The 23,554-nt window shown below is 67.6% G+C and carries 22 protein-coding genes and 1 pseudogene; 12 read left to right on the top strand and 11 right to left on the bottom strand.

Annotation, left to right across the window (positions count from 1 at the left end; all coding sequences use genetic code 11):
• Nucleotides 1-7: 7 nt before the first annotated feature.
• On the bottom strand, nt 8-835 hold the full coding sequence (locus ACHMXA_RS23885) for a helix-turn-helix domain-containing protein (RefSeq protein ID WP_395316543.1): 828 nt from the start codon (nt 833-835) through the stop codon (nt 8-10).
• Between the two features lie 110 nt (nt 836-945).
• On the opposite strand from ACHMXA_RS23885, the pseudogene ACHMXA_RS23880 reads away from it, so the two are divergent.
• Together ACHMXA_RS23880 and ACHMXA_RS23875 are read left to right on the top strand one after the other, a co-directional pair.
• Nucleotides 946-1,933 (top strand): annotated as a pseudogene (locus ACHMXA_RS23880) (tripartite tricarboxylate transporter substrate binding protein).
• Nucleotides 1,934-1,977: 44 nt separating this feature from the next.
• Complete coding sequence (locus ACHMXA_RS23875; RefSeq protein ID WP_395316542.1) at nt 1,978-3,318, top strand: Rieske 2Fe-2S domain-containing protein; 1,341 nt, start codon at nt 1,978-1,980, stop codon at nt 3,316-3,318.
• Here ACHMXA_RS23875 and ACHMXA_RS23870 read toward each other — a convergent pair.
• From ACHMXA_RS23870 to ACHMXA_RS23845, 6 genes are all read right to left on the bottom strand, one after another.
• Nucleotides 3,315-3,662, bottom strand: coding sequence for a DOPA 4,5-dioxygenase family protein (locus tag ACHMXA_RS23870; RefSeq protein ID WP_395316541.1), 348 nt, complete (start codon nt 3,660-3,662; stop codon nt 3,315-3,317). The two genes, ACHMXA_RS23875 and ACHMXA_RS23870, sit on opposite strands and share 4 nt — an antisense overlap.
• Nucleotides 3,663-3,669: 7 nt before the next feature.
• A complete protein-coding gene (locus tag ACHMXA_RS23865) occupies nt 3,670-4,299 on the bottom strand; it encodes a DUF4166 domain-containing protein (protein ID WP_395316540.1) in 630 nt (209 codons plus the stop codon).
• Nucleotides 4,296-5,360, bottom strand: coding sequence for an SRPBCC domain-containing protein (locus tag ACHMXA_RS23860; RefSeq protein WP_395316539.1), 1,065 nt, complete (start codon nt 5,358-5,360; stop codon nt 4,296-4,298). Before ACHMXA_RS23860 ends, ACHMXA_RS23865 begins: the two co-directional genes overlap by 4 nt.
• 47 nt (nt 5,361-5,407) lie before the next feature.
• Complete coding sequence (locus tag ACHMXA_RS23855) at nt 5,408-6,355, bottom strand: SAM-dependent methyltransferase (RefSeq protein WP_395316538.1); 948 nt, start codon at nt 6,353-6,355, stop codon at nt 5,408-5,410.
• A gap of 42 nt (nt 6,356-6,397) precedes the next feature.
• The gene (locus ACHMXA_RS23850) at nt 6,398-6,817 is read right to left on the bottom strand and encodes a thiol-disulfide oxidoreductase DCC family protein (protein ID WP_395316537.1); all 420 of its coding nucleotides are present in this window, start codon (nt 6,815-6,817) and stop codon (nt 6,398-6,400) included.
• A gap of 61 nt (nt 6,818-6,878) precedes the next feature.
• Nucleotides 6,879-7,475: a GbsR/MarR family transcriptional regulator gene (locus ACHMXA_RS23845; protein WP_176667175.1), complete on the bottom strand. Its 597-nt coding sequence runs from the start codon at nt 7,473-7,475 to the stop codon at nt 6,879-6,881.
• Nucleotides 7,476-7,610: 135 nt separating this feature from the next.
• Here ACHMXA_RS23845 and ACHMXA_RS23840 point away from each other — a divergent pair, with 135 nt between their 5' ends.
• Nucleotides 7,611-8,705 carry a PA0069 family radical SAM protein gene (locus ACHMXA_RS23840; RefSeq protein WP_395316536.1) on the top strand — a complete coding sequence of 365 codons (1,095 nt, stop codon included), beginning with the start codon at nt 7,611-7,613 and terminating at the stop codon, nt 8,703-8,705.
• Nucleotides 8,706-8,748: 43 nt separating this feature from the next.
• On the opposite strand, the gene ACHMXA_RS23835 is transcribed toward ACHMXA_RS23840, so the two are convergent.
• The gene (locus ACHMXA_RS23835; protein ID WP_176667173.1) at nt 8,749-9,207 is read right to left on the bottom strand and encodes an Lrp/AsnC family transcriptional regulator; all 459 of its coding nucleotides are present in this window, start codon (nt 9,205-9,207) and stop codon (nt 8,749-8,751) included.
• Nucleotides 9,208-9,354: 147 nt separating this feature from the next.
• Here ACHMXA_RS23835 and ACHMXA_RS23830 point away from each other — a divergent pair, with 147 nt between their 5' ends.
• On the top strand, nt 9,355-11,616 hold the full coding sequence (locus tag ACHMXA_RS23830; RefSeq protein WP_395316535.1) for an aminotransferase class V-fold PLP-dependent enzyme: 2,262 nt from the start codon (nt 9,355-9,357) through the stop codon (nt 11,614-11,616).
• A 112-nt stretch (nt 11,617-11,728) separates the two neighbouring features.
• Entirely contained in the window at nt 11,729-12,769 is a 1,041-nt protein-coding gene (locus tag ACHMXA_RS23825) for an RNA methyltransferase (protein WP_395316534.1), read from the top strand.
• Here the strand turns inward: ACHMXA_RS23825 and ACHMXA_RS23820 are convergent.
• From ACHMXA_RS23820 to ACHMXA_RS23810, 3 genes are all read right to left on the bottom strand, one after another.
• Entirely contained in the window at nt 12,762-13,532 is a 771-nt protein-coding gene (locus ACHMXA_RS23820) for an alpha/beta fold hydrolase (RefSeq protein ID WP_395316533.1), read from the bottom strand. The two genes, ACHMXA_RS23825 and ACHMXA_RS23820, sit on opposite strands and share 8 nt — an antisense overlap.
• Before the next feature lie 91 nt (nt 13,533-13,623).
• On the bottom strand, nt 13,624-14,220 hold the full coding sequence (locus ACHMXA_RS23815) for a DUF1569 domain-containing protein (RefSeq protein WP_395316532.1): 597 nt from the start codon (nt 14,218-14,220) through the stop codon (nt 13,624-13,626).
• Between the two features lie 82 nt (nt 14,221-14,302).
• Nucleotides 14,303-14,848 (bottom strand): MarR family winged helix-turn-helix transcriptional regulator, encoded by a 546-nt coding sequence (locus ACHMXA_RS23810; RefSeq protein WP_395316531.1) that lies wholly within the window; start codon nt 14,846-14,848, stop codon nt 14,303-14,305.
• Nucleotides 14,849-15,185: 337 nt separating this feature from the next.
• Between ACHMXA_RS23810 and ACHMXA_RS23805 the strand changes: the two genes are divergently transcribed.
• The 7 genes from ACHMXA_RS23805 (at nt 15,186) to ACHMXA_RS23775 (ending at nt 23,532) form a co-directional block, all read left to right on the top strand.
• The gene (locus ACHMXA_RS23805; protein WP_395316530.1) at nt 15,186-16,112 is read left to right on the top strand and encodes a LysR substrate-binding domain-containing protein; all 927 of its coding nucleotides are present in this window, start codon (nt 15,186-15,188) and stop codon (nt 16,110-16,112) included.
• Nucleotides 16,113-16,544: 432 nt separating this feature from the next.
• Nucleotides 16,545-16,988: a type IV pilin protein gene (locus ACHMXA_RS23800; protein WP_395316529.1), complete on the top strand. Its 444-nt coding sequence runs from the start codon at nt 16,545-16,547 to the stop codon at nt 16,986-16,988.
• Nucleotides 16,985-17,581: a Tfp pilus assembly protein FimT/FimU gene (locus ACHMXA_RS23795; RefSeq protein WP_395316528.1), complete on the top strand. Its 597-nt coding sequence runs from the start codon at nt 16,985-16,987 to the stop codon at nt 17,579-17,581. Before ACHMXA_RS23800 ends, ACHMXA_RS23795 begins: the two co-directional genes overlap by 4 nt.
• 71 nt (nt 17,582-17,652) lie before the next feature.
• Nucleotides 17,653-18,000, top strand: a complete 348-nt coding sequence (locus ACHMXA_RS23790; RefSeq protein ID WP_395316527.1) for a fimbrial assembly protein — start codon at nt 17,653-17,655, stop codon at nt 17,998-18,000.
• On the top strand, nt 17,997-19,157 hold the full coding sequence (locus tag ACHMXA_RS23785; protein WP_395316526.1) for a PilW family protein: 1,161 nt from the start codon (nt 17,997-17,999) through the stop codon (nt 19,155-19,157). The genes ACHMXA_RS23790 and ACHMXA_RS23785 overlap by 4 nt, the downstream gene beginning before the upstream one ends.
• Entirely contained in the window at nt 19,154-19,756 is a 603-nt protein-coding gene (locus ACHMXA_RS23780; protein ID WP_395316525.1) for a hypothetical protein, read from the top strand. The genes ACHMXA_RS23785 and ACHMXA_RS23780 overlap by 4 nt, the downstream gene beginning before the upstream one ends.
• A 17-nt stretch (nt 19,757-19,773) precedes the next feature.
• Complete coding sequence (locus ACHMXA_RS23775) at nt 19,774-23,532, top strand: pilus assembly protein (protein ID WP_395316524.1); 3,759 nt, start codon at nt 19,774-19,776, stop codon at nt 23,530-23,532.
• The last annotated feature ends 22 nt before the right edge of the window (nt 23,533-23,554 follow it).

Here is a 23,554-nt window from a genome sequence, read left to right as displayed (position 1 = left end):
GCGCGCTTCATGAACTTGCAGGGGGCGGTCCGAAGCCTGCCTGCGTCAGCTTGCGCTCGATGCTCTGCGCGGCCTGCTGCAGGTCCCCCAGGTGGGCGGACACGATCTCGCGCTCGCTCTTCACGGCCGGCAGCCAGGCGCAGCTGAGGCAGCCCACCACCCGCTCGCCCTGGCGCAGGGGCACCGAGATCGCGCCGAAGCGGTCGGGCGAATCCATGCTGGTCGAGGTCGGGTCGCGCGCCACGTAGCCGAGGTCGCGCGCATGCGCCACCATGCGGCGGATGTTCTCGGGGCGCCGCGCGCTGCGGTCGAAGTCGTTGGGCGAGCGCGCCAGCGCGGAGAGGATCTCGCGGCGCTCGTCTTCCGGGCAGAACGAGAGATAGCAGCGCCCCAGCGAGGACAGCAGCATCGGCGGTCTGAAGCCCAGCGCCCGGTAGTTGACCGCCAGCCCATTGCGCGGCCTGTCGGTGTCGAGGATGAGCATGGCCGTGCCGTCGCGCACGCCCAGGTCGATGGGCCATGGCACCACGCGCTGCAGCGTGGCGCGCGCCGGCGCCGCCAGTGCCGACAGTCGCGTGCGCCATGCCGCCGCAGCGCCCGACTGCCCCGTGGCCGAGGTGGGCACGTAGCGCCGGTCGTGCTCGCTGCGCTCTGCCCAGCCCGCCTGCTGCAGCGTCTTGAGGATGCGCAGCAGCGTGGCCTTCGACAGGCCGGTCTGCCGGTGCAGCTCCTGCAGCGTCACGGCCGAGGAGCGCTGGATGGCCAGCATCACGTCGAGCCCGCGGCGCAATGCGTCGATGGATTTCACGCTCTGCGCGCCCGTGGTGTCCGACATGCCGGTCTCCGGAAAAAGGTTCACTGCGTGAAACTATATCTTCTGGCTTCGCGGCCCCGTTCCTACAGTGCGGACGACACCAACGTCGTCCCACCGAGAAGGAAAAGAGCATGTTGTTTCACCCGCGAAACGCGGCCCGAGCCGCTGCAGCAGCCGTTCTTTCGCTATGCGCCGCTGCCGCGGCCATGGCGCAGTCCTGGCCGTCGAAGCCGATCACCATCGTCGTCGCCTATCCGGCCGGCGGCGACACCGACGCCATCGCGCGCACCTATGCCGAGAAGCTCTCGCAGCGCACCGGCCAGCCGGTGCTGATCGACAACCGGCCCGGCGCGAGCGGGATGATCGGCAACGCCTGGGTCGCGAAGGCGCCGGCCGACGGCTACACGCTGCTGTTCACGCCCAGCACCTTTCCCATCGCGCAGCACGTGCTGAAGGCCGGCCCCGGCGTGGCGCACGACGTGGTGAAGGACTTCACCCCCATCGTCAAGACCGGCAACATCCCGCTGCTGCTGGTGACCGCGCCGGTGACCGGCATCCGCAGCGTCGCGCAGCTCGTGGCCGGCGCGAAAGCGGGCAAGGCGCTGAGCTACGGCACGCCGGGCGCGGGCTCGCCGATGCACATCGCGGGCGAACTCTTCAACAAGGACGCGGGCATCGCGGCCACGCACGCACCGTACCCGCGGCGTGGCGCCGGTGGTCAACGACGTGCTGGGCGGCCACGTGGCCGTGGGCTGGATCACGCCGGGCGCGGTGGCGAGCCACATCGCCGCGGGCAAGCTGGTGCCGCTGGGCGTCGCGGAGCGCCAGCGCACGAAGCTGATGCCCGAGGTGCCCACCTTCGTCGAACTGGGCTTCAAGGACGTGGACGTGAGCGCATGGATGGGCCTGCTCGGGCCGAAGGCGATGCCGCCCGACGTGGTGCAGGCGCTCAACAGACATCTCAACGAGATACTGAAGATGCCCGACGTGCAGGCGAGGATGGCCGCGCTCGGCATCGAACCCGTGGGCGGTGCGCCCTCGGTGCTGGCGCAGCAGATTTCAGACGACGACCAGCGCTTCGGCAGGCTGGTGCGCGAGTTCGGCATCCGCGCCGACTGACCGATGAAGAACACGAGCGACAAGCAACGACAAGGAGACTGCGCATGTTGAGCGAAGAAAAGAACCGCCTGCTGACCGAAGTGGGCCCCGGCAAGCCGATGGGCGACTACCTGCGCCGCTACTGGCACCCGATCGCGGGCGCCAGCGAGTTCGACGACAAGGCGGTGAAGCCGCTGCGCATCCTGGGCGAGGACCTGGTGCTCTACAAGGACCTGAGCGGCAACTACGGCCTGGTCGACCGCCGCTGCCCGCACCGCAACGCCGACATGTCGTACGGATACGTCGAGCAATGCGGCCTGCGCTGCAGCTACCACGGCTGGCAGTACGACCAGAGCGGCCAATGCGTGCACCAGCCCTTCGAGGAAACGCTGGACCCCGGCGCGCGCATGCGCAGGAACACGAGGATCAAGGCCTACCCGGTGCAGGAGAAGGCCGGCCTGCTGTGGACGTACATGGGCCCGCAGCCCGCGCCTCTTTTGCCCGACTGGGAACTCTTCAACTGCGCGAACGGCTTCGCGCAGGCGGTGTTCGCCGAGATCCCCTGCAACTGGTTCCAGTGCCAGGAGAACTCCATCGACCCGGTGCACTTCGAGTGGACCCACAACAACTGGACCACGCGCCTGCAGGGCGACGAAGGGCCGTACGTGCCCACGCACCTGAAGCTGGCCTTCGAGGAGTTCGAGCACGGCTTCGTCTACAAGCGCCTGCGCGGCGGCGAGCGCGAGGACAACGTGATGTGGACCACCGGCCGCGTCACGCTGTGGCCCAACGGCTTCTTCCTGGGCCATCACTTCGAATGGCGCGTGCCCATCGACGACCACAACACGCTGAGCGTGCTGTGGGTGCTGAGCCGCGTGCCCAGCGAGCAGGAGCCCTACGTGCAGGATCGCATCCCGTCGTGGTACGGCCCGATCAAGGACCCGGTGACGGGCCGCTGGATCATCAGCCACGTCGCCAACCAGGACTTCGTGGTGTGGGTGGGGCAGGGCGCCATCACCGACCGCACGCGCGAGAAGCTGGGCCAGAGCGACAAGGGCATCGTGATGATGCGGCGCCGCTTCTTCGAGGAACTCGAGGCGATGCAGGCCGACCCGGCCCACGAGCCCAAGGGGCTGATCCGCGATCCGGAGAAGAACCGCAACGTGTTCCTGCCCTCGGCCTGCCGCGACGAGATGATCAACGGCCTGCCGCGCAGGGAGCTGGCGGCGCATCCGCTGCTGGGGCCGTACCTGAAGGACTTCTTCGGCCAGGCCGGGCAGCCCGACGAGGTGCGCGTGGCCTATGAGCAGGCCATCGGCCAGAAGGTGGAGGGCGCCTCCTTCTTCAAGGTGCACGGCGCCGGGATCGAGGAAGAGGCCCGGAAAGAGGCCCGGGAAGAGGTCTAGCGCCTGAACATCCGCAGGTCGAGCTCGCTTTCCTCGCCCAGCCACATCGCGTGCGTCGTGTGGTCGGCAAGGTCGTCGCCCGTCACGCCGTGCACGAACACGTCGAGCCCGTCGCGGTTGGCCTCGAGCCAGCCGATCACCTGGTCGAACTCGGCGGCGTCGAAGGCAAGCTGGCAGCTCCAGTGCGGATGCGGGCCCACCAGCCGCTCGTGCACGCGGCCGACCACCACCATCAATTCGTGGCCCGCGCGTTCGCACAGGGCCTTGGCCTGCGCGAGGGTGTCGGGGCCGAAATAGACGTGGGCGTGGTACTGGGCGTAGAGGTTTTCTGGGCGGCGTGGCATGGTGCGGTCATTGTGATCCCGTTCGCGCTCCGAGGCTGAAGCGCCCGCTGTAGCGGAACACGTCGCCCAGCCAGCGGTGGCGCAGCAGCATCTTCATGGTGAAGCGGTCTGCGTCGGCGGGGTCGGGCCGCTCCTCGACGTAGGCAGTGCCGAGGAAGAGCCCGAGCGGCAGCGGAATGCGCAGCCCCGCGACCCGCCAGACATAACCCAGGTCGCGGAACACCAGCGCGCCTTCTTCGGCGCTCACCGCGAGGCGCATGCCGATGCCGAAGCGCACGTACTCGATCACCTCGCTGCCCCGGGCCGCATCGTGTTCCATGTGCGAGCGGAAATGGAAGGGCGGCCTGCCAGGGAAACTGAAGATGCGGTCCCAGTGGAGCATGGCGTTGCCGGGGCGGCAGCGGTAGTGCACTTCGATCGGCACGTCCTTGCCCTGGTGCGGCACCAGCGCGCCGAACAGCCGGCCGAAGGGCATCAGCAGCGCGGCCCATGGCGCGTGCCAGACCTCGCTCATGGTGCCGCGCACGCAGACGTGGTCGTCGGAAAACGGCCGCATCGCGTAGTGGCGGCGGATGACGCCGCCCAGCCGGTCCCAGGCGGGGCCGAGCGCCTGCTGGAAGACGGGCTGCATCGTCATTGGGCTTCAGCTGCCGCCGCCGTCACGGCCGCCTCGCTGCGCGCCTTGTAGAAGCGCAGGATGTTCTGCGAGGCATCCGCCAGCATGAGATGCATGACGCGGTCGGCATACCAGTTGAAGCTGGTGCTCATGCGCCACGAGACAGCCACGCGCAGTTCGGTGCCGCCATCGCGCGGCGTCAGCGTGTAGGTAGCGTCGCGCAGGTCGAAATACTGGCCGCCGATCATCACGTGATCGTCGAGCGCACCGGCCGGGAAGGAGTCGGGCGAGAAGCGGAAGCGCCACTTCAGCAGGCGGTTGGGCTGCCACTCGGTGATGACTTCCTCGAAGTGCACGTTCTTCTGCCACTGCACCTGGCGCACACGGCCCTCGGGTGTGTCGACCGTCACGCCCGACACCGGCATCGGCACGCCGATGCGGTAGGCCCAGGCGTCGCCGACTTCGGAGGGTCGGATGTCGTACGCGGCGTTGAGTTCGTGCCACACGCGCTCGGGCGGCGCGGCGATGAAGAGTGCGCGCGAGGTGTCGGAGTAGCGGTCGGGGTTGGGCAGCTGGGGCTCGATGGCGCCCAGCACCAGCGGCAGCATCGCGAAGCTGTAGACGGCCTGCTTCGGCCAGTTGGTGATGCGGCACACGATGCCCATCGCCAGCCCGCCGACGCTGCCCATGGTGGCGAACAGCGGCACGATGACGATGGCGCAGATCAGCCCTTCGATGAACACCAGCAGCGTGCCGCCGACGAAGAGCGAGGTCGCCACCCACGGCGCCCAGATGTAGTAGCCCCAGCTGCGCCGCTCGATGCGCTCGGCCATGTAGACGGTGACCGCGCCGCACACCGCCGGCACGAAGTACACGAAGGAGCCCAGCATGGCCGAGTAGGGCTTGCCGGGTGCGCTGCTGAAGACGATGCGCAGCACGAGCGCAATCGCGGCGCCGGACGCCATGGGCCAGAACCAGCCGAACGGCATGCCACGAACGGGCTTGGGCTGCGCTTCTTCATGTGCTGGCTGCTCGATGGGGGCGAGTTCGGAAAACCTGCTTTCTTCGGAGTCTTTTTGCATGCGGGAACCTCTTCTTCTCCTCGTTGTGTCGTTTCGGGGGCTGCCGTTCAGTCGCAATGGCGCGTGGCGGTGACCATGCAGTAGTCGAAGTCGCGCCAGAACATGCCCAGCGCCAGTGCGCAGTAGCTGGCCACGATGTGCTTGCGCCGCCACGGGCTGAGCCTGCCGCGCGCCTTCCACAGCTCGGCCAGCGTGAAGCGCGTGGCCAGCACGGGAATGTGCAGCGCGCTGGGTGCGACGCGCCAGCGCAGCGACTTCACTTCCACGTTGTCGAAGCCGTTTGCCCGCAGTGCCGCGACGAAGTCGTCGCGCACGGCCAGCGTGGGCACGGCCCAACTGTCGGCCCACAGGCGGTGCAGCCAGTTCGCCAGGCGGCCGGGCCGGTGCCGCAGCAGGAAGCCGTCGACCACGGCCAGCCGCGCGCCGGGCTTCAGCAGCCGTGCGGCTTCGCGGACGAAGTCGGCCTTGTCGGTGCCGCCGGCATAGCAGGCGCTTTCCAGGGCCCAGGCGCCGTCCGCCTGTGCGGCGGGCAGTCCGGTGCGGGTGTAGTCGGCTTCGATGTGCGCCATGCGGTCGGCCACGCCGGCGGCAGCGTCGAGCTTCGCGGCGATGCGGTTCTGCACGGCGACGTTGGTCACGGTGACGGCGTAGAGCGATGCGTCGTCGCCGACCAACGTGCGCGCGGTGGCGCCGGCGCCGCAACCCATGTCGATCACGCAGCGGCGCCTGTCGCTGGCCTGGGACGCCTCGCCGAGACGCAGCGCGCGGCCGACCATGCGGTTCATTTCGACGAGCATGCCTTCGCGCCGCAGCGGGTTCAGGCCCGCGCGCCAGAAGCCGAAGTGCATGTTGTAGCTGGGGCTCCAGGCGCTGTAGTCGGTCGCGACCTCGGTGAAGTAGTCCTGCGTGTCTTCAGTTGTGACGGTGTTCTCGGACTGGCTGTGCGCGAGCGTCTCGTGCGGCATGCGGAAGTCGGGCTGGAAGACGGTCGGCATGGCGGTTCCCTCGCTGGTTTGTTCGTCGGGTTTCTTTTCGGGTCAGATGCGGCAGTTGTCGTCGCATGAGGGCGCGACGCGCCCGGCGAGCCTCGTGGCCAGCCAGCGCGGAATGCGGTAGCGGTTGCGCGCCAGCAGTGCATAGGCGCGGTCGGCCAGCGGAGCGACGACCGGCAGGTCGAGCAGGAAGCTGCCGCTGGAGAGTCCCACCGCCGTGCGGCAGATGCGGATGGCCGGCACGCCGACGTGCACGCGGCCCTCGGCGTCCGACACATGGATGGCCGCCATCAGCGCCTCGCGCGGTGCCGGGCCGTCGTTGAACGTGGCCGGCGAGCAATCGACCATCCGCAGCCGGCCCGCCGTGTCGCGCGCCTTGAGGCTGCCCATCTCGGCCGAGCAGATCGCGCAGCTCGCGTCGAAATAGACGGTGAGCGGGTAGGCGGGAGTGGGGATGCGGCTCATGATGTTCCTTGTTATCGATATTTCTGTCAAAACAGAAATTGATGGGCAAAAAAAGAGACCTTCAGATCATTGGGAGGCTGGCGTGGTGCGCATCCGGGTCTTCGCCCTTGCCTGTGCCCTTGCCGCCCTGCGACGAATCGCCGCGCACGAACTTCTGCACGCTCGCGCCCAGCGTCATCACCTTGTCGAGCGTGCCGGGCGACAGCCGCAGCATCTCGTCGGCCCACGTGGCGAGCTTTTCCATGAGCTCCATCGTGGAGCGGATGCGGTCCTGCGCGTCGGCAGGCTCCTTCTGGAAGTCGGGGCTGGAGACCAGTTCGCGGAGCACGCGCACGGTGGGGTCGAACTCGCGCTCCTTGCGCTCGCGCACCACGGTGCGGAACAGCTCCCACACGTCGACGCTGGTCTCGAAGTAGTCGCGCCGGTCGCCCAGCGTGTGGGTCACGCGGACCAGGTTCCAGGCCTGCAGCTCCTTCAGGCTGTTGCTGATGTTGGAGCGGGCCACGCCGAGCGTGTCGCACAGCTCCTCGGCGTTCATGGGCTTGCCGTGGGCGAAGAGCAGGGCATGGATCTGCGAGACGGTGCGGTTCACGCCCCAAAGGGACCCCATTTCGCCCCAGTGCAGGACGAACTTGCGTTGGATGTCGGTGAGTTCCATGCGCCGAGTTTAGGATTCTCGAAATTTCTGTCAAGAAAGAAATTAAAAATTCGGCAGCGACGGTGAATCGGTGGAATACTGTATGAATAAACAGTAAATAGAACAGAAAACCGAGTTGCCAAGGAGTCGCCGACCATGCCAGCCGCCTTCATTCCCATCCATGCCATCAAGGGCCGCGGCGCGGCCACGCACATCGCGCATCGGTTCTCCAAGGACGAGCGCAATGCCTTCGACGACGGCTGGGGCACGCTCGAGGAAGGCGCGGCCGAGGCCGAGGAACTGCAGCCCCTCGCCACCGAAGTGCGCTTCGAGGACGTGAAGTCGGTCCTCAACGAGAACGACTCGCCCGACATCTCCTTCGACCGCTCGATCAACCCGTACCGGGGATGCGAACACGGTTGCATCTACTGCTTCGCACGGCCCACGCACAGCTACCTCAACCTGTCGCCGGGGCTCGACTTCGAGACCAAGCTGATCGCCAAGCGCAACATCGTCGAGGTGCTGCGCACGGAGCTCGGGCGCCGCAGCTACCGGCCGAGCCACATCGCCATCGGTACCGCGACCGACTGCTACCAGCCCATCGAGCGCGAGCTGCGGCTCACGCGCTCGGTCATCGAGCTGCTGCGGGAAGCGCGCCATCCGTTCGCGCTGGTCACCAAGTCGAGCGCCGTCGAGCGCGACCTCGACCTGATCGCGCCCATGGCCGCCGACCGCCTGGCGGCCGTGTACGTCACCGTGACCACGCTCGACGGCGACCTCGCCCGCAAGCTGGAGCCGCGCGCCGCCGCGCCGCATCGCCGGCTGCGCACCATTCGCACGCTCGCGGAGGCCGGCGTGCCGGTCGGCGTGAGCGTGGCGCCGCAGATTCCCTTCGTGACCGAAGACATGGAACAGGTGCTCGAGGCCGCGTGGGAGGCCGGCGCGCGCAGCGCCTTCTACACGGTGGTGCGGCTGCCGTGGGAAGTGGCGCCGCTCTTCAAGGAGTGGCTCGCGTTGCACTACCCGCAGCGCGCCGACCGCATCATGGCGCGCATCCACGACATGCGAGGCGGCAAGGACTACGACGCCGACTTCGCCACGCGCATGAAGGGCTCGGGCCTCTGGGCCGACCTGATCCACCAGCGCTTCCAGAAGGCCACGAACCGCCTGGGCTACAACCGCGAGCGCATTCCGCTCGATGTGTCGGCATTCCGTCCGCCGGGTGCCGTGGGGCAGGGCGGCCTGTTCTGACGAGTCGAGGGCCGTCGGGCCTTCTCTCTTTCTTTTTTTCCTTCTAGACGTAGCTCAGCGGCAGCGCCGTCGTCTGCTTCAGCTCCTGCATCGCGAAGCTCGAGCTGACGTCGTGCAGGTTGGTGCCCGCGATCAGGCGCTTGTAGACCGCGTCGTAGGCCGCGATGTCAGGCACCACCACGCGCAGCAGGTAGTCGACGTCGCCGCTCATCCGGTAGAACTCGACGACCTCCGGAATGGCATGCACCGTGGCCGTGAAGCGGTCGAACCACTCCTGCGAGTGCGTGCTGGTGCGCACCGACACGAACACCGTCACCGCCACGTTGACCTTGCGCGGATCGAGCAGCGCCACCGAGCGCGTGATGACGCCGGCCTCCTTCAGGCGCTGGATGCGCCGCCAGCACGGCGTGGCGGAGAGGCCGACCTGCTCGGCGATCTGGGCCACCTGCAGCTCGGCGTCGCGCTGCAGGAGATCAAGAATTCGGATATCTATGGAATCCAGTTTCACTAGTTATCCAGAAAAGAGCATCAGATTCCAATCTTATAAGTATCGCCTGCGCAAAAGGCAAGCCGATTCCCAGGCCCGGCCGGCAGACTCCTTCAGGAGCGCGGCACCCGCCGCGCCGCCCCTTTCGCCGGAATCACCCCAATGGACATCTACCTCGACGCCAACGCCACCACGCCCGTGCTGCCACGCGCACGGGCCGCGGCACTCGCAGCCATGGCCGACGACTTCGGCAATCCCAGCAGCGTCCACAGCACCGGGCTGAAGGCGCGCGCCCTGATGGATTCGGTGCGCTCCCGCGCGCGCCGCCTGCTCGGCGCTCCCTCCGGCGACCTGCTCTTTCTGAGTGGCGCCACCGAAGGCATCCAGACGGCGGTGCTGTCGGCGCTGAGCTCGCTGCGCGGCCGCACGGACGTCGACTGCATCCTGTACGGAGCGACCGAGCACAAGGCGGTGCCGGAGGCGATCAGGCACTGGAACCGGCTGCTGGGCCTGGACCTGCGCGTGCTGCCGATCCCGGTCGGCCGCGACGGCCGCCACGACCTGCAATGGCTGCGCGCGCATGCCGGCCGGGCCGGCCTGGTCTGCACCATGGCCGCCAACAACGAGACCGGCGTCATCAGCGACCTGGACGGCATCGAGCAGGCATTGGCCGGCAGCCCGGCCCTGTGGATGGTGGACAGCGTGCAGGCGCTGGGCAAGCTCGAGCTGCGTCTCGCGGCCCACCGCATCGACTACGCGCCGTTCTCGGGGCACAAGCTCTACGCTCCCAAGGGCATCGGCCTGCTCTACGTCCGCGAGGGCGCGCCGTTCACGCCGCTGATGGCGGGCGGCGGCCAGGAAGGCGCGCTGCGCTCCGGAACCGAGAACATGTCTGGCATCGCCGCGCTCGGCACAGTACTGGAGGCGCTCGAGGACGGCCAGACCTTCATGGGCAGGCGCACGCTGGAGGCGTACCGCGAACGCATCGCCGCCGCGCTGAAGAGCGCGTTCCCCGGCGTGGTGTTCAACGCCCCCTTCGATCTGAGCCTGCCGACCACCCTCAATTTCTCGGTGCCCGGCCTGGACTCCAAGCTGCTGCAGGACCTGTTCGACGCGGCCGACGTGCGGGTGAGCGGGGGCTCGGCCTGCGGCGCGGCCAAGGCGCTGCCCAGCCACGTGCTGGAGGCGATGGGCCTGCCCGCCTGGCAGGCGGCATCGGCCGTGCGCCTGTCCTTCGGCCCGGCGAGCGATCCGACCTTCATCGACGAAGCCTGCGCGCGCATCGGCTCCTGCGGCGCTTCGCTGCGCGCCAGCTGCCTCAGTACCTCGGAAGAGGCGCCGCGCCCCGGCAGCGCGCTCGACGGCCTGACCCGGTTCGTGGTGGGCGGTGCCTGTTGCTACCTCGTGGCCGACGCCGAGAGCCGGCGCTGCGTCGTCATCGATCCGCTGCCCGAGCTCACCGGGCGCATCTCGCAGTTGCTTCGCTGCCAGGAGTACACGCTGGTCGCCGTGCTCGACACGCACAGCCACGGCGATCACGTGTCCTCGGGCGGCGAGCTGCGCGCGGCGCTTCCCGCGCGGCTCCAGGCGCAGGGCGGGGTCGATGCGCTCGGCTGGCCGCTGGGCATCGATGCGATCTGCCTCGGTGCGCAGATGCTGACCCGGCTGGCGACGCCCGGGCACACCGCCGACTCGACCGCCTACCTGCTGCACGACGCGCAGATGAACATCCGCCTGGCTTTCGTGGGCGACACCGTGATGCCCGGCGCGCTGGGCCGCAGCGACTTCGCGCAGAGTGCGCCGCTGGCATTCGGCCCTTCGCTGAAGAGGCTGCAGCAGGCCGTGGGCCCGCACACGCTGCTGCTGTCGGCGCACGACTACGACGAGCGCTTCGCGAGCACCCTGGCCCGCGAATGCGCCGCCCAGCCGCTGCTCGCACAGGTGCTCGCCGGCAGCATCGACGCACACCACTTCGCGGCGGCGAAGGCCGAGCTCGAAGAAGGACTCGCGCTGACCGAATACCAGACCCTGGCATGCGGCGCGCGCGTCGACAGCGGCTGCGCCGGCGCTGGCCATGAGATGAGCGCCGCCGGAGCGCAGCGGCTGCTGCGCGAAACCCCGGGCCTGCTGCTGGTGGACGTGCGCGAGCCCTACGAGCAGCGCCTGAGCGAATCGCTGCCCTTCGGCGCCAGCGCGCATTGCGAGGCCGTGCCGCTGTCGGGCCTGCTCAATGCCTTGCCCGCATGGCTGGCGCTGCCGGCTGCGACACCGGTGCTTTTCTACTGCCGAAGCGGCAACCGCAGCGCGCAGGCCGCCAAGGCGCTTCGTCGCCTCGGCCATGCGCAGGCATGGAGCCTCTCGGGCGGCCTCGCGTTGTGGCCTGCGCGCGGCGTTGCCGAAGAGCCGGGCGCCGTAGTGCATTGATGTGCCTGGCCGGCTGCAGCCGCAGGGGTGAGGCGCCGGCGCCGTGCACAATCCTGCGCATGTCGATCACCGTCCCGCAAGCATGCGGGCGCTTTCCTGCCCCAGGCGGCACATGCGAATCCACGAACTGAAACAGCGGCTGAGAAAGGCCGGAGCCGGCCCCAGCCACGAGCAGCGCATCCTGCGCCTGTGGTCCCACGCGCTGCCCAGGAACAGCGGCAGGCGGCTGCCCGCGAGCTTCTTCCCCGCCTCGCTGATGGAGGAACTGCCGTCCATCGAGGCCGAGCTGGCCGGGCTCGCGCGCGTCGTCGCGGCGCATCCGGGCGCCGACGGTTCCGAGCGGCTGCTGGTCGCTCTCGCCGACGGCCAGACCGTGGAGAGCGTGCTGCTGCCGCGCGACGGCTTGTGCGTCTCCTCGCAGGTGGGCTGCGCCGTCGGCTGCCAGTTCTGCATGACGGGCCGCGACGGCCTGCTGCGGCAGGTTGGAAGCGCCGAGATCATTGCGCAGGTCGCGCTCGCACGCATGCGCAGGCCGGTGCGCAAGGTGGTGTTCATGGGCATGGGCGAGCCGGCGCACAACATGGACAACGTGCTGGAGGCGATCGAACTGCTGGGCACGGTCGGCAACGTCGGCCACAAGAACCTGGTGTTCTCCACCGTGGGCGATCCGCGCGTGTTCGAGCGGCTGATGAAGGAGCGCGTGAGGCCCGCGCTGGCGCTCTCGCTGCACACCACCAAGGCCGAGCTGCGCAGGAAGCTGCTTCCGCGCGCCCCAGGCATGACGCCCGAGGAACTGGTAGAGGCGGGCGAACGCTATGCGCGGGCCAGCGGCTACCCCATCCAGTACCAGTGGACGCTGCTGGAGGGCGTGAACGACGGGCAGGACGAGATCGACGGCATCGTGCGGCTGCTCTCGGGCAAGTGGGGCGTGCTGAACATGATTCCCTTCAACGCGGTGGACGGCGTCGGCTTCAGCCGCCCGTCGCTGGAGCGCTGCGAGGAGATGGCCCGCACGCTGCATCAGCGCGGCATCCTGACGAAGCTGCGCCACTCGGCCGGGCAGGACGTCGACGGCGGATGCGGCCAGCTCAGGGCGCGTGCTGCGGAGGCAGCGATACCGATCCGCAGGATCGAAGAACTGCGCGTCAGCTGAAGGAAGCCATCCAGTCCAGGACCTGGGCAGGCGCCTCGACCATCACGTTGTGCCCATGAGGGCCGAGGTCGCGCGCATCGGCATCGAGCGAGCGGGTCTGCTCCAGCGTCACCATCGCGTCGTTGCCTCCGCGCGCGAGATGGACCGGGCAGCGCGCGAGCGCCATCAGTTCGGACAGCGGCGGCTTGCCGACCGCATTGGCGCGCGGATCCATCGCCAGGCGCCAGCCGTCGCCTTCACGGGCGACGCCTCGCGCGGCCACCGCTGATGCTGTGCCGGCAACCGCCGCGAGGCCCGACACCTTGAGGTAGCGCTCTTGCGCCTGCGTTTCGGTCGGGAACAGCTTCGCGGGCTGCAGCGCGAGCGAGTCCATGCGCTGCACTTCCTCGTCGCTCCACGCGATCTTGATGCCCGCCGCGAACACGCGATGCGGCACGAGGCCGAACCAGCCGGTGGCGAGCGCGAGGGCGATCACGCCGCCGAGCGAATGCCCGAGCACCACGAGGCGTCCTCCGGGCTGGATGTGCGGCAGCACCGCGCGCGCCACGCTCGCGGCGTGCTGGCCGATGGCATAGGAGTCCTGTGCGGCGGAGCGGCCGTGGCCGGGCAGGTCCGGCGCCAGCCAGCGGCCTTGCCAGCCAGCGCTGGTGCCGGTGTGCATCTCCGCGCACAGAGGCGACCACACCGCGCCGGTCGCGCCCATCCCGTGCAGCATGAGAAGCAGGTCGGGGCCTTCGCCGCCTTGTTCCATGTAGATGTCCACCGCCTTGTCTCCGTCGGGTCTTCGATGGCCCGGGAGGATACCCGCGCAGCCGCCGCCCCTTGCGTGGGCGGTTGCTGCGCGCCGGCACGGGTCAGCCGGCGTCCACCAGCTCCCAGTGATTCGCCAGGTGCATGAGATGCGCCCGGGTGTACTCCGGCTTGCTCAGCGCGCCGTAGGCGAAGTGCGGCGCGAGCGCCAGGCCGTGCCGCTCGAAGCGGCCCAGTGCGCTCATCAGGTGCTCCACGGCCGCGTCGAGGGGCTGGCCCGAGGCGATCGCCGGTGCGCCGGGGATGGGCTCTTCGAGCCCGTGGCTCATCTTCCCGCGCGCCGAGAACACCGCGAACGCCATGCTGCCCAGAGAGGCTCGGAACCACGCGGGCTTGAGCTGCGGAAAGCCGTCCAGCGAGTACTCGATGCTCTGCGCGCTGTGGTGCAGCACCTGCGCCAGGTCCCAGCCGGAGCGGGTGCGCAGCGGCGTGGTCCGCAGGCGTTCGAGAGTGCGCATGGCGCGGGGAAGGTCGGAGAAATCGGCCATGGCGATGGGCTGGTCGGGGTGGGTGAGGACGTAGCCGGCACCCGCGGCCGCCGCGCCCGCGAGCAGCGCGGCGCCGGTCAGCAGGGCGCGCCGGGTGCGGCGGGTGTGGCGGGTGCGACGGAAAGGGCGGTCGTCTTCGGTGTCGGTGTTCATGTGGTGCCGGATGGTAGGCACCGGGCAGCGCCGGAACTGTCAAATTTCCGACGATCTCCGAACGATCGCGCTTCGGGCCCGCTCAGGCGCTGCGGCCCGGCCACCTGTGGCGGGTGCCGCCCGAGCGCCGGTCGGCCTTCTCGGGCACCGCGCCCAGCGCGCTCAGTTCCTTGCCTCGCAGCTCGAGCCGGTGCAGGCACATGAGGAAGACGTCGAGGTGCTCTTCGTCGATGACTTCGAGCAGGTCCATGTTGAGGCGCGCGATCCGAGGAAACACCGAATCGCACATCTCCCGGCCCGCGGCGCTCAGCCGCACGTGCACCTCGCGGCCGTCGTCGGCATCGCGCCTGCGCTCCACCAGCTTCTTCTCGGCCAGGCTGCGCAGGCCGCGCGAGGTGCGCACGCGGTCGAGCTGCAGGCGCTCGGCAAATGCCGAGGAGGTGATCTCGCCGATCTGCGCGAGCATGCCGATCATTCCCCACTCGCGGTGCGTGATGCCGAAGCCGCCTTCGACGAGGCGCGTCGCCATGCCGCTGCCCGGGCGCATGGCACGGTGGAGGCGGTACAGGAGCAGGTCGTCCAGGGAGCGCGGGGCGCGCAGTGCCTGGGTATCGGTGAAAACTTGCATGGGAATCCGGGCGAATACAGGGAAAGAAGACCGACCCACCGCGGCGGTGGGTAATGGATTAGGTTAATTACTTGTTAATATTTATAAACAATCACAAGGATGGATATTGCCGCAACGGCAAGGTGGTTTGCGGATTGTTTATCCAGCTTCCCGTCAATTCCATTAAGTCAGCTGCTGCTCAGTTTGACTTCGATTTTTTTTCTCTGGCAATAGAGTGTTTATCTCATTCTTTTGAATGGAGTGATTGCAAATTGGTGATCAATCGATAGCAATCAATGAATTGATAAGGCGGCAAATGCATTGCAGCCATTCATTCAATCAATCAGGAAAGGATTCCGTGCTCGATCTGAACGAAGTCGCGATGTTCGTGCAAGTGGCGCGTCTGGGCAGCTTTGCCGAGGCGGCGAGGCACCTGCGCATGCCGTCGGCCACCGTGAGCCGCCGCATCCAGCAACTCGAGACGCGCCTGGGCACCCGGCTGATGCAGCGCTCGACCCGCAAGCTCACGCTGACCAGCGCGGGCCAGGCCTTCCACGAACGGTGCGGTCCGGCGGTCGAGGAATTGATCGAGGCCGGGCAGTCGCACGTCTCTGGCAGTCAGGAGCCTAGTGGCGCGATACGGGTGGCGGCCTCGGCGAGCTTCTTCGAGTACTTCGACATGACATGGGTCTCGGCGTTCCTCGCCGCGCATCCGCTGGTGCAGGTCGATTTCGTGCTCAGCGACCTTCCGGCCGATCTCATTGCCGACCGCATCGACGTCGCGTTTCGTATCGGCCCGCTGGAAGATTCGAGTTACGTGGCGCGCAGGATATTCGCGAGCTATGGCGGGCTTCTTGCCAGTCCGGCCTACCTGGCAGCACGCGGTGCGCCCGCCGATCTGCGCGAACTGGGCGAACACGAATGCGTGACGCAGCCGCCCGACACCGGCAACTTCGCCGTATGGCGCCTGCAGGGCCCCGACGGAGTGGAGGAGGAAGTGCGCGTGCGCGGACGCTTCACCAGCAACGTGCAGGTGGCGCTGCGCGAGGCCGCATGCGCTGGGCTGGGCATCGTCGCGTTGCCGACGATCCTGACAGCGGCGGATGTGGCCGCGGGCCGGCTGGTGCCTGTGTTGCCCGGGTATATGCGCGCGGGACGCGGGCTGAGCGTGGTCTATCCCAGCCGCCAGCAGCGGCCTCTGGCCGTCTCGGCCTTCGTCGACATGGCGGTGGAAAAGCTCAGTCTGCGGGAGTGGACGCCGTCGTCAGGCGCGTCGACGCCGTGAGCTCAGCGGGTAGCAATTCTTTCTCCAATTGACCAAGAAATTGGTTTCTTAATTCATCGCCCTGCAAAGGTGAGCCATATTGGGGCGGCCGGCATTATTTTGGTGCGCGTCGTTGGAGCCTTGCCGTGCCGATTGCATCGAAAGTTGAGCAGCTGAATCTCATTTTGGACGCTAGTAGAAAGCCACAAAGTTCGTAAACAATTGTCACAAGCGGTCCGTTGCGGGCACGTGTATCGGCAATCCAATTTGGTGTCGCGGAGAACGGCGGCTGGATTGCTTCGAATTGGGCGAGCTTCAGTGCTGGACCAGTTCATTCATTTTCATCTTTTTCCGCACTTTCCGGAATGGATGGATTTTCTTGGACAGGGGAAAGGGAAGCAGATGCGGACACGGTCCATGAGCGCGGCGAAGCAATCGGGAGGCGGGCGGCGGATGCGCCGCGCCGCCGGCTTCACGCTGATCGAGGTCATGGTCACGGTGGCCATCGTTGCCATCCTCGCGGCGCTCGCGCTGCCCAGCTACCGCGACTACGTGCTGCGGGGCCAACTCGTCGATGGCACCAATGGCCTGGCCGCCCTGCGAGCGGACATGGAGCGCTTCTACCAGGACAACCGCAGCTATCTCAAGACCGGCAGCTTCGTGCCTCCCTGCAGCAAGACCAACGTCGCCGGCTACTTCACGCTGTCCTGCGCCGCGAGCCCCGCGGCGACATCGACGACCTACACGCTGCAGGCCGTGGGCAGCGGCCCGACGGCCGGCTTCACCTTCACGATCGACCAGCTCGGTGTGCAGTCGACGACGATCACCGGCGTGTCGGGATGGACCGGCTGCAAGACCGCCTGGGTGACGCGACGAGGCCAGGCGTGCCCGGCATGAGAGAAGGTCGCGCGCGCCATGCACCGGCGGGCTTCACCCTCATCGAACTGATGGTGACGATCGTGCTGCTGAGCGTCCTTGCGATGTTGGCCATGCCTTCGTTCTCCACCTGGATCAACAACAACAAGGTCCGCACCGTGAGCGATTCGCTGCAGAACGGACTGCGCTTCGCGCAGGCCGAGGCGCTGCGACGCAGCCGGCCGGTGGTGTTTTCGCTGACCAACAGCCCGGCGCCGCAGACCAGTCTTACGGCCGTGGCCAACGGCAGCGGCTGGTCGATCAACGTGTCCAAGTCCAGCCTGGACGCGAAGAGCGCGTTCGTGCAGGCCGGCGTGCTCTCCGACGTCGCGTCCGGCGTGCAGATCACCGGCCCCGCGGCCGTCTGCTTCAACGCCCTGGGGCGCATCGTCACGAACACCGACACCGACGTGAATGGCGCCAGCTGCGATGCGACCTCGGCGCTGCAGACCTATGACGTCACCTTGTCCCCGGGAGCCGATCGTCCGCTGCGTGTGCTGGTCGCCCTGGGAGGACAGGTCCGCATGTGCGATCCGGCCCGCAAGCTGGCCGACTCTCCCGACGGCTGCCCATGAAGAAAAGACTTCCGATTCTCCGGCGCTCCTCCTGTGGCGCCTCTCGGCAGCCGGGCTTCGCCCTCCTCGAAGTGCTGGTTTCCATCCTGATCTTCTCGTTCGGCGTGCTCGGCCTCGTCGGTCTGCAGGCGCGCGCCATTTCGCTGTCGACCGATGCGGAGGATCGCAACCGCGCCGCGTTGCTGGCCAGCGACATCGCCAGCGCGATGTGGCTGGGCAAGTCGGTCTCCGTGGACACCAGTGCGGGCTCGGCATGGCAGAAGCGGGTGGCCGACCAGGCGAATGGCGGATTGCCGAACGGCTCCGTCACCGTGACCCCGGTCGGCACCAACAGCGCGACGATCGTGATCGCCTGGAAGGCGCCTTCCCGAACGGATTCCGACGGCAGCACCTTCTCCACGCAGGTGACGCTGCCATGAGGGGCGCTTTCTCCACGGCGCTGCCATCGCGGCAGCGAGGCCTTTCGCTGATCGAACTGCTCGTGGCCATGGTCATCGGGCTGATCGTGACGCTGGCTGTCACCAGCGTCATCACGGTCGGGGAAGGAAAGAGGCGCACCACCACCTCCACCAATGACATGGACCAGGCCGGCGCCTACGCCGCCTACCTGCTCGACCGCGCGGTGCGCAGCGCCGGCTCGAGCCTGATCCAGTCCACGCAGCCGACCGACCGGGGCGTGTTCGGCTGCAGGCTCAACGTGGCGTCCATGCTGCCGTCGACAAGCGCGTTCCCGGCGCCCTTCAAGAAGAGCTTCCTGGCCGGCAAGCCCTCCAACCTGCGTGTCGCACCCGTGCTCATCGGCAAGAGCCAGTCCGACGCAGGCTCCGACGTGCTGGTCGTCATGGGCGGCGACGCAGTCGCCGGCGGTGTGCCGCGCGGCCTGACCGACCCTGGCAGCGCGAACACGCTCTCGATGGACAACACCGTCGGCATCTCCGCCGGTGACCTCGTGCTGGTGAGCCAGAACGGCACCGCCGACTGCCTGCTCGAGCAGGTGACGGGCACATCGGCCAAGGTGCTGACCGTGGGCGGCACCTACTACACCGCAGGCAAGACCATCTCGCTGGAGACGCTCGCAGCCAGCACCTCGACCTACGTCACGCCGCTGGGCAACCCCGCGAACGGCAACGTGCAGGTCCAGCTCTTCGGCGTGGGCGACAACAGCACGCTCTACGGATACGACCTGCTGCAGGTCGGAGGAACCACCACCTCGCAGGCGCTGGCCGACGGCGTGATCCAGATGCGCGCCCTGTACGGCCTCGACACCAACGGCGACGGCATCCTCGACGCCTGGGCCGACCCGGGCGCGACGGGCTACGACATTTCCACCGTCATGACGACGACCGCCACGCTGCGCCAGATCGTGGCGGTCCGCGTCGCGCTGGTCATGCGCAGCGCGAGCAAGGAGCGGGACGCCGTGTCGGCCGACTCGCTCACCCTCTTCGGCGATGCCGTGGATGCTTCGAAGAAGTCGCTGGCGCAGACCGTCAGCCTGAAGGGGGCGGACGACACGCTCTACCGCTACCGCGTCATCGACTTCACCGTCCCGCTGCGAAACATGCTCCTGCTGCCATGAAGACGAAGTTGCCCATGCTGCGGAGGACGGCGAAGCGGGAGCGCGGCGTCGTCCTGCTGTTCTGCCTCATCGTCCTCGTGATCCTGTTGGCCGGCGGCGTCGCCGTGGTGCGGTCCATGCATACGTCGCTGACCTCCGCCGGCAACCTGGCTTTCAGGCGCGACCTCGTGAACCAGGGAGAGCGGGCCGTGTCCGCGGTGCTCGCCAAGTTCGCCACCGGCGGCACGCTCGCGACCGCCACTGCCGACATGCCGGCCGAGAACTTCAAGGCGAGCAGGCTGGACACCAACGCGCAGGGCATGCCCACCGTGCTCTTCGACGACACGGCTTTCGCCACTGTGGGCAAGGTCGCCAACGACATCGTGGACAGCACCGCGCAGGTGAGCATCCGCTACGTGATCGACCGCCTATGTGCTGCAAGCGGCACGGCTACCAGCACAGGCTGCGTGCAATCCTCCGCCGCACCGAGTGGCGGCACCGCGGGCCCCGTGCCGCCTCCGCCTCCACCTACGGCCACCGTCTACCGGCTGAGCATGCGGGTCAGCGGCCCGCGCGACACGCAAGTGTTCCTGCAATCGACCTTCACCAAGCCGGACTGAGAAAGCACCGCATCGCCATGACACGCGTTCTTCGTCGCTCGCCGCTTCCCGTTTCAACAGCCGTTCTCGGATTGCTGTTGCTGCATTGCATGACCGCCGCGGCGGCCACCAAGCTGGCCGACCAGCCGGTGTTCGCCACGTCGGACGTGCCGGGCAACCTCGCGCTGGCACTTTCGGTCGAGTACCCCACCGCCATCAGCGTGGCCAACCTCGGCGACTACGCCGATGCCACCGAGTATCTGGGCTACTTCGATCCGAAGAAGTGCTACACGTACCAGTACGTCGCGCCGGCCGTGTCGACCAATCCCGCGTCCGACAGCTACTTCCAGCCCGCGGGCGCGTCGACCGGCACCAACAAGCACAGCTGCTCGGGCCAGTGGAGCGGCAACTTCATGAACTGGGCCACGATGCAGACCATCGACCCGTTCCGCTGGGCGCTTTCGGGCGGTTACCGCAGCGTCGACACCACGAGCCTGACGATCCTCGAGAAGGCATGGGGCTCCGCCCAGGGCGGCCTGGGCAACTTCCCCTTGCGGGGAACGGACCAGAACGGAGGGCACAAGCTGCCGCAAAGCCTGGTTTCCTCCGTTACGCCATTCGACAAGTGGAGCAACTTCAACTCCAGCATCTGGTCCCGTGGCAACGCGATGGCATTCACCGGTACGGGGGATTCCACCGGCTCGGCCACGGACCTGAGCGACCTCGACTCCGCAAACAAGAAAAACGGCGCGAAGTCGGTCTACCGGGTCTACGTGCGCGTGAAGGTCTGCGACTCGTCCGATGCGGCCGGTGGCGTGGAGGCCAACTGCGTCAAGTACGGAACCAACTACAAGCCCGAAGGCCTGCTGCAGCAGAACGCCAACAAGATTCGCTACGGTGCCTTCTCCTACCTGAACGCTGGCGGCAACACGCAGCAGGGCGGCGTGATGCGCGCGCCGATGGGCTTCATCGGACCGACCTATCCGCAGCCGCTTTCCACCTCGGTCATCACCAACACCCGGGGCGAATGGGATGCCACCACCGGCATCATGAACACCAACCCCGACACGGATTCCGCCACGGCGAGCGGCGTCTCTCAGAGCGGGGTGATGAACTACCTGAACAAGTTCGGGCAGGCCGCCAAGACCTACATGACGTACGACAACGTCAGCGAGCTCTACTACGCGGCGGTGCGTTACTTCGAGAACCTAGGCAACGTGCCCGAGTGGACCAATTCGGTGGCCACGGGCGCGGCGGGTAGAGACGCGAAGCTCGACGGCTTTCCTGCGGTGATCGACTGGAGCGGCAAGGACCCCATTGCCTACTCGTGCCAGAAGAACTTCATCCTGGGCATCGGCGACGACCACACGCACTACGACTACAACGTCGGCGGCAGCTCCGTCACCATGAGCGGGCGTGCCGCACCCTCGGCCGTCACGGCGGACACGTTCAACAAGGCCGATACCTGGACGAAGAACCTGCAGACGCTCGAGGGCTTCTCGACCACCACCCCATGGTGGCGCACCGGCGGCACGGATTCGACCTACTACATCGCGGGCCTGGCCTACGGCGTGCACGTCAACGACATCCGGCCCGATCTCACTGGAGTCCAGAACATCTCCACCTACTGGATGGACGTCATGGAATACCAGCGGGCGGAGAACCTGAACCCGTACTACCTTGCGGCCAAGTACGGCGGCTTCAGCGTGCCTTCCAACTACGACCCCGCCAATACCAAGACGCCGCTCACGCAGAGTTGGTGGAACACGTCGGGCGACAGCATCAACATGAACGGCAGCACCCGCCTGCGGCCTGACAACTACTTCCTGGCCGGCAACGCGGGGCAGATGGTCAGCGGGCTGAAGGCCGCGTTCATCGACATCGCGAATGCCATCCAGGCCTTCACCACGTCGTTCTCGCTCTCCAGCGCTCAGGTCTCTTCCACGGGCAGTGCGTCCTACGCCTCGCAGTACGACTCCAAGGGCTGGACCGGTGTGCTCACGGCCAGCACCATCAGCTTCGCCAGCGACGGAACACCGTCCACCGCCACCGCATGGACGAGCAGCACTACGCTGGAGGCGCAGTTGGCCAGCGGCGGCTGGGACACCGCACGCCGCGTCGCCACGTGGGACGGCAGCAAGGGCGTCGCGTTCCGCGCCGACGGCCTGAGCGCGGCCCAACTGGCTGCGCTGACGCCTTCCTACGCCAAGAGCAACACCGCCGCCGACTATCTCAACTACCTGCGTGGCGACCGCACGAACGAAAGCACCTCGACCGCCGCCGGCAGCACCAAGGCGCTGCGCAGCCGCACCCTGCTGCTGGGCGACATCGTCAACGCCAAGGTGACGCCCGTGGGGCCGCCGAGTTCGATCTACGCGGAGAACAGCAACCCGGGCTACGCTGCATTCAAGACGAAGTGGAATGCGCGCCCCACCATGGTCTACGTGGGCGCCAACGACGGCATGCTGCACGCCTTCAACGGCGCGCTCACCGGAAGCACGGCAGGCACGGAGCAGTTCGCCTACATGCCGAGCGCCTTGTTCCAGGGACCGAATGGCACGCCGCAGGTCGACGGGCTGGCGCAGCTCGGCAATCCGGGCTACGCCCATCACTACTACGTCGACGCGACGCCGCTGGCCTTCGACATCGACTTCGGCAGCGCCGGGGGCGCGTTCATCACCAAGAGCAACGGCACCGGGGCCGACTGGCACACACTGCTGATCGGCGGCCTCGGCAAGGGCGGCAAGAGCTACTACGCGATCGACGTGACCGACCCCGCCAGCATGGGCACGGAGGCCGCCGTCGTGGGCCAGGTGAAGTGGGAGTTCACCGACACCACCATGGGCTACAGCTACGGCGCCCCCGTCGTCGTGAAGACGAAGAAGTACGGCTGGGTCGTGATGCTCACTTCGGGCTACGGTAACAGCGACGGCAAGGGCTACCTGTACCTCGTCAATCCGAAGACCGGCGCGCTGCTCGAGAAGATCGCCACGCCGACGTCGTCAAACGGGCTGACGCAGGCCTCGGCCTACGTCGCGGACTTCGGCGACAACACGACCGACTCGGTGTACGCGGGCGACCTGGACGGCCAGCTCTGGCGCTTCGACCTCACCGCTGACAAGGGCAGCACCGGTTCTTATCCGGCGCCGACCCTGCTGGCCACGCTGACCGACGCGTCCACCAACGCGCAGCCCGTCACCACCGCGCCGCTGATCGAGATCCACCCCGTCTCGCGCAAGCGCTTCGTGCTGCTGGGCACCGGCAGGCTGCTCGACTCGTCCGACGTGAGTTCGACTGCGGCACAGACCTTCTACGCCATCCTCGACGGCACTGCGGGAGCCTTCAACGCCGTGAGCACTCCCATCACGCGCAGCCAACTCACACAGGTGACCGACGTGACGGCGGGCATCACCCTGTCGAACACATCCAAGGGCTGGTATTTCGACCTTGGCACCACCGGTGCCGTCGGATGGCGCATGGTGATCAACCCGGTCGCATTCAACGGGATCGTGGGTTTCTCGAGCCTGCTGACGGCGGGCGACGCCTGCAGCCCCTCGGGACAGAGCAGGGTCTATGCCGTCAACTACGGCACGGGCAGGTCGGTGCTGCTGCCGGCAAGCACCGGGTTCGTGAGCGTCTCGAGCTCGGTCATCGATCTGCGCTTCGTCAGCGTGGACGGCACCACCCGCATCATTGCCGGAACCACCAAGGGCGACACGAAGAAGGTCGACGCGGACCTGGCGAGCGGCATCTCATTGCGCCTGCTGAACTGGCGCGAAGTTCCGGCGATGAACTGACACGGGCATGGCGGAAGGGAGC

Source organism: Variovorax sp. UC74_104, from assembly GCF_044055375.1.
In the GTDB taxonomy this organism is placed as follows: domain Bacteria; phylum Pseudomonadota; class Gammaproteobacteria; order Burkholderiales; family Burkholderiaceae_C; genus Variovorax.
This window is presented reverse-complemented; position numbering and strand designations above follow the sequence as displayed.

Bases quoted from the DNA above. Each gene is read 5' to 3' on its own strand.
- ACHMXA_RS23870 (WP_395316541.1), bottom strand. From the start codon at position 3,662: ATGCCACGCCGCCCAGAAAACCTCTACGCCCAGTACCACGCCCACGTC.
- ACHMXA_RS23830 (WP_395316535.1), top strand. From the start codon at position 9,355: ATGGACATCTACCTCGACGCCAACGCCACCACGCCCGTGCTGCCACGC.
- ACHMXA_RS23780 (WP_395316525.1), top strand. From the start codon at position 19,154: ATGAAGACGAAGTTGCCCATGCTGCGGAGGACGGCGAAGCGGGAGCGC.
- ACHMXA_RS23825 (WP_395316534.1), top strand. From the start codon at position 11,729: ATGCGAATCCACGAACTGAAACAGCGGCTGAGAAAGGCCGGAGCCGGC.
- ACHMXA_RS23860 (WP_395316539.1), bottom strand. From the start codon at position 5,360: ATGCAAAAAGACTCCGAAGAAAGCAGGTTTTCCGAACTCGCCCCCATC.
- ACHMXA_RS23800 (WP_395316529.1), top strand. From the start codon at position 16,545: ATGCGCCGCGCCGCCGGCTTCACGCTGATCGAGGTCATGGTCACGGTG.
- ACHMXA_RS23865 (WP_395316540.1), bottom strand. From the start codon at position 4,299: ATGACGATGCAGCCCGTCTTCCAGCAGGCGCTCGGCCCCGCCTGGGAC.
- ACHMXA_RS23845 (WP_176667175.1), bottom strand. From the start codon at position 7,475: ATGGAACTCACCGACATCCAACGCAAGTTCGTCCTGCACTGGGGCGAA.
- ACHMXA_RS23810 (WP_395316531.1), bottom strand. From the start codon at position 14,848: ATGCAAGTTTTCACCGATACCCAGGCACTGCGCGCCCCGCGCTCCCTG.
- ACHMXA_RS23785 (WP_395316526.1), top strand. From the start codon at position 17,997: ATGAGGGGCGCTTTCTCCACGGCGCTGCCATCGCGGCAGCGAGGCCTT.
- ACHMXA_RS23875 (WP_395316542.1), top strand. From the start codon at position 1,978: ATGTTGAGCGAAGAAAAGAACCGCCTGCTGACCGAAGTGGGCCCCGGC.
- ACHMXA_RS23815 (WP_395316532.1), bottom strand. From the start codon at position 14,220: ATGAACACCGACACCGAAGACGACCGCCCTTTCCGTCGCACCCGCCAC.
- ACHMXA_RS23850 (WP_395316537.1), bottom strand. From the start codon at position 6,817: ATGAGCCGCATCCCCACTCCCGCCTACCCGCTCACCGTCTATTTCGAC.
- ACHMXA_RS23840 (WP_395316536.1), top strand. From the start codon at position 7,611: ATGCCAGCCGCCTTCATTCCCATCCATGCCATCAAGGGCCGCGGCGCG.
- ACHMXA_RS23795 (WP_395316528.1), top strand. From the start codon at position 16,985: ATGAGAGAAGGTCGCGCGCGCCATGCACCGGCGGGCTTCACCCTCATC.
- ACHMXA_RS23855 (WP_395316538.1), bottom strand. From the start codon at position 6,355: ATGCCGACCGTCTTCCAGCCCGACTTCCGCATGCCGCACGAGACGCTC.
- ACHMXA_RS23885 (WP_395316543.1), bottom strand. From the start codon at position 835: ATGTCGGACACCACGGGCGCGCAGAGCGTGAAATCCATCGACGCATTG.
- ACHMXA_RS23775 (WP_395316524.1), top strand. From the start codon at position 19,774: ATGACACGCGTTCTTCGTCGCTCGCCGCTTCCCGTTTCAACAGCCGTT.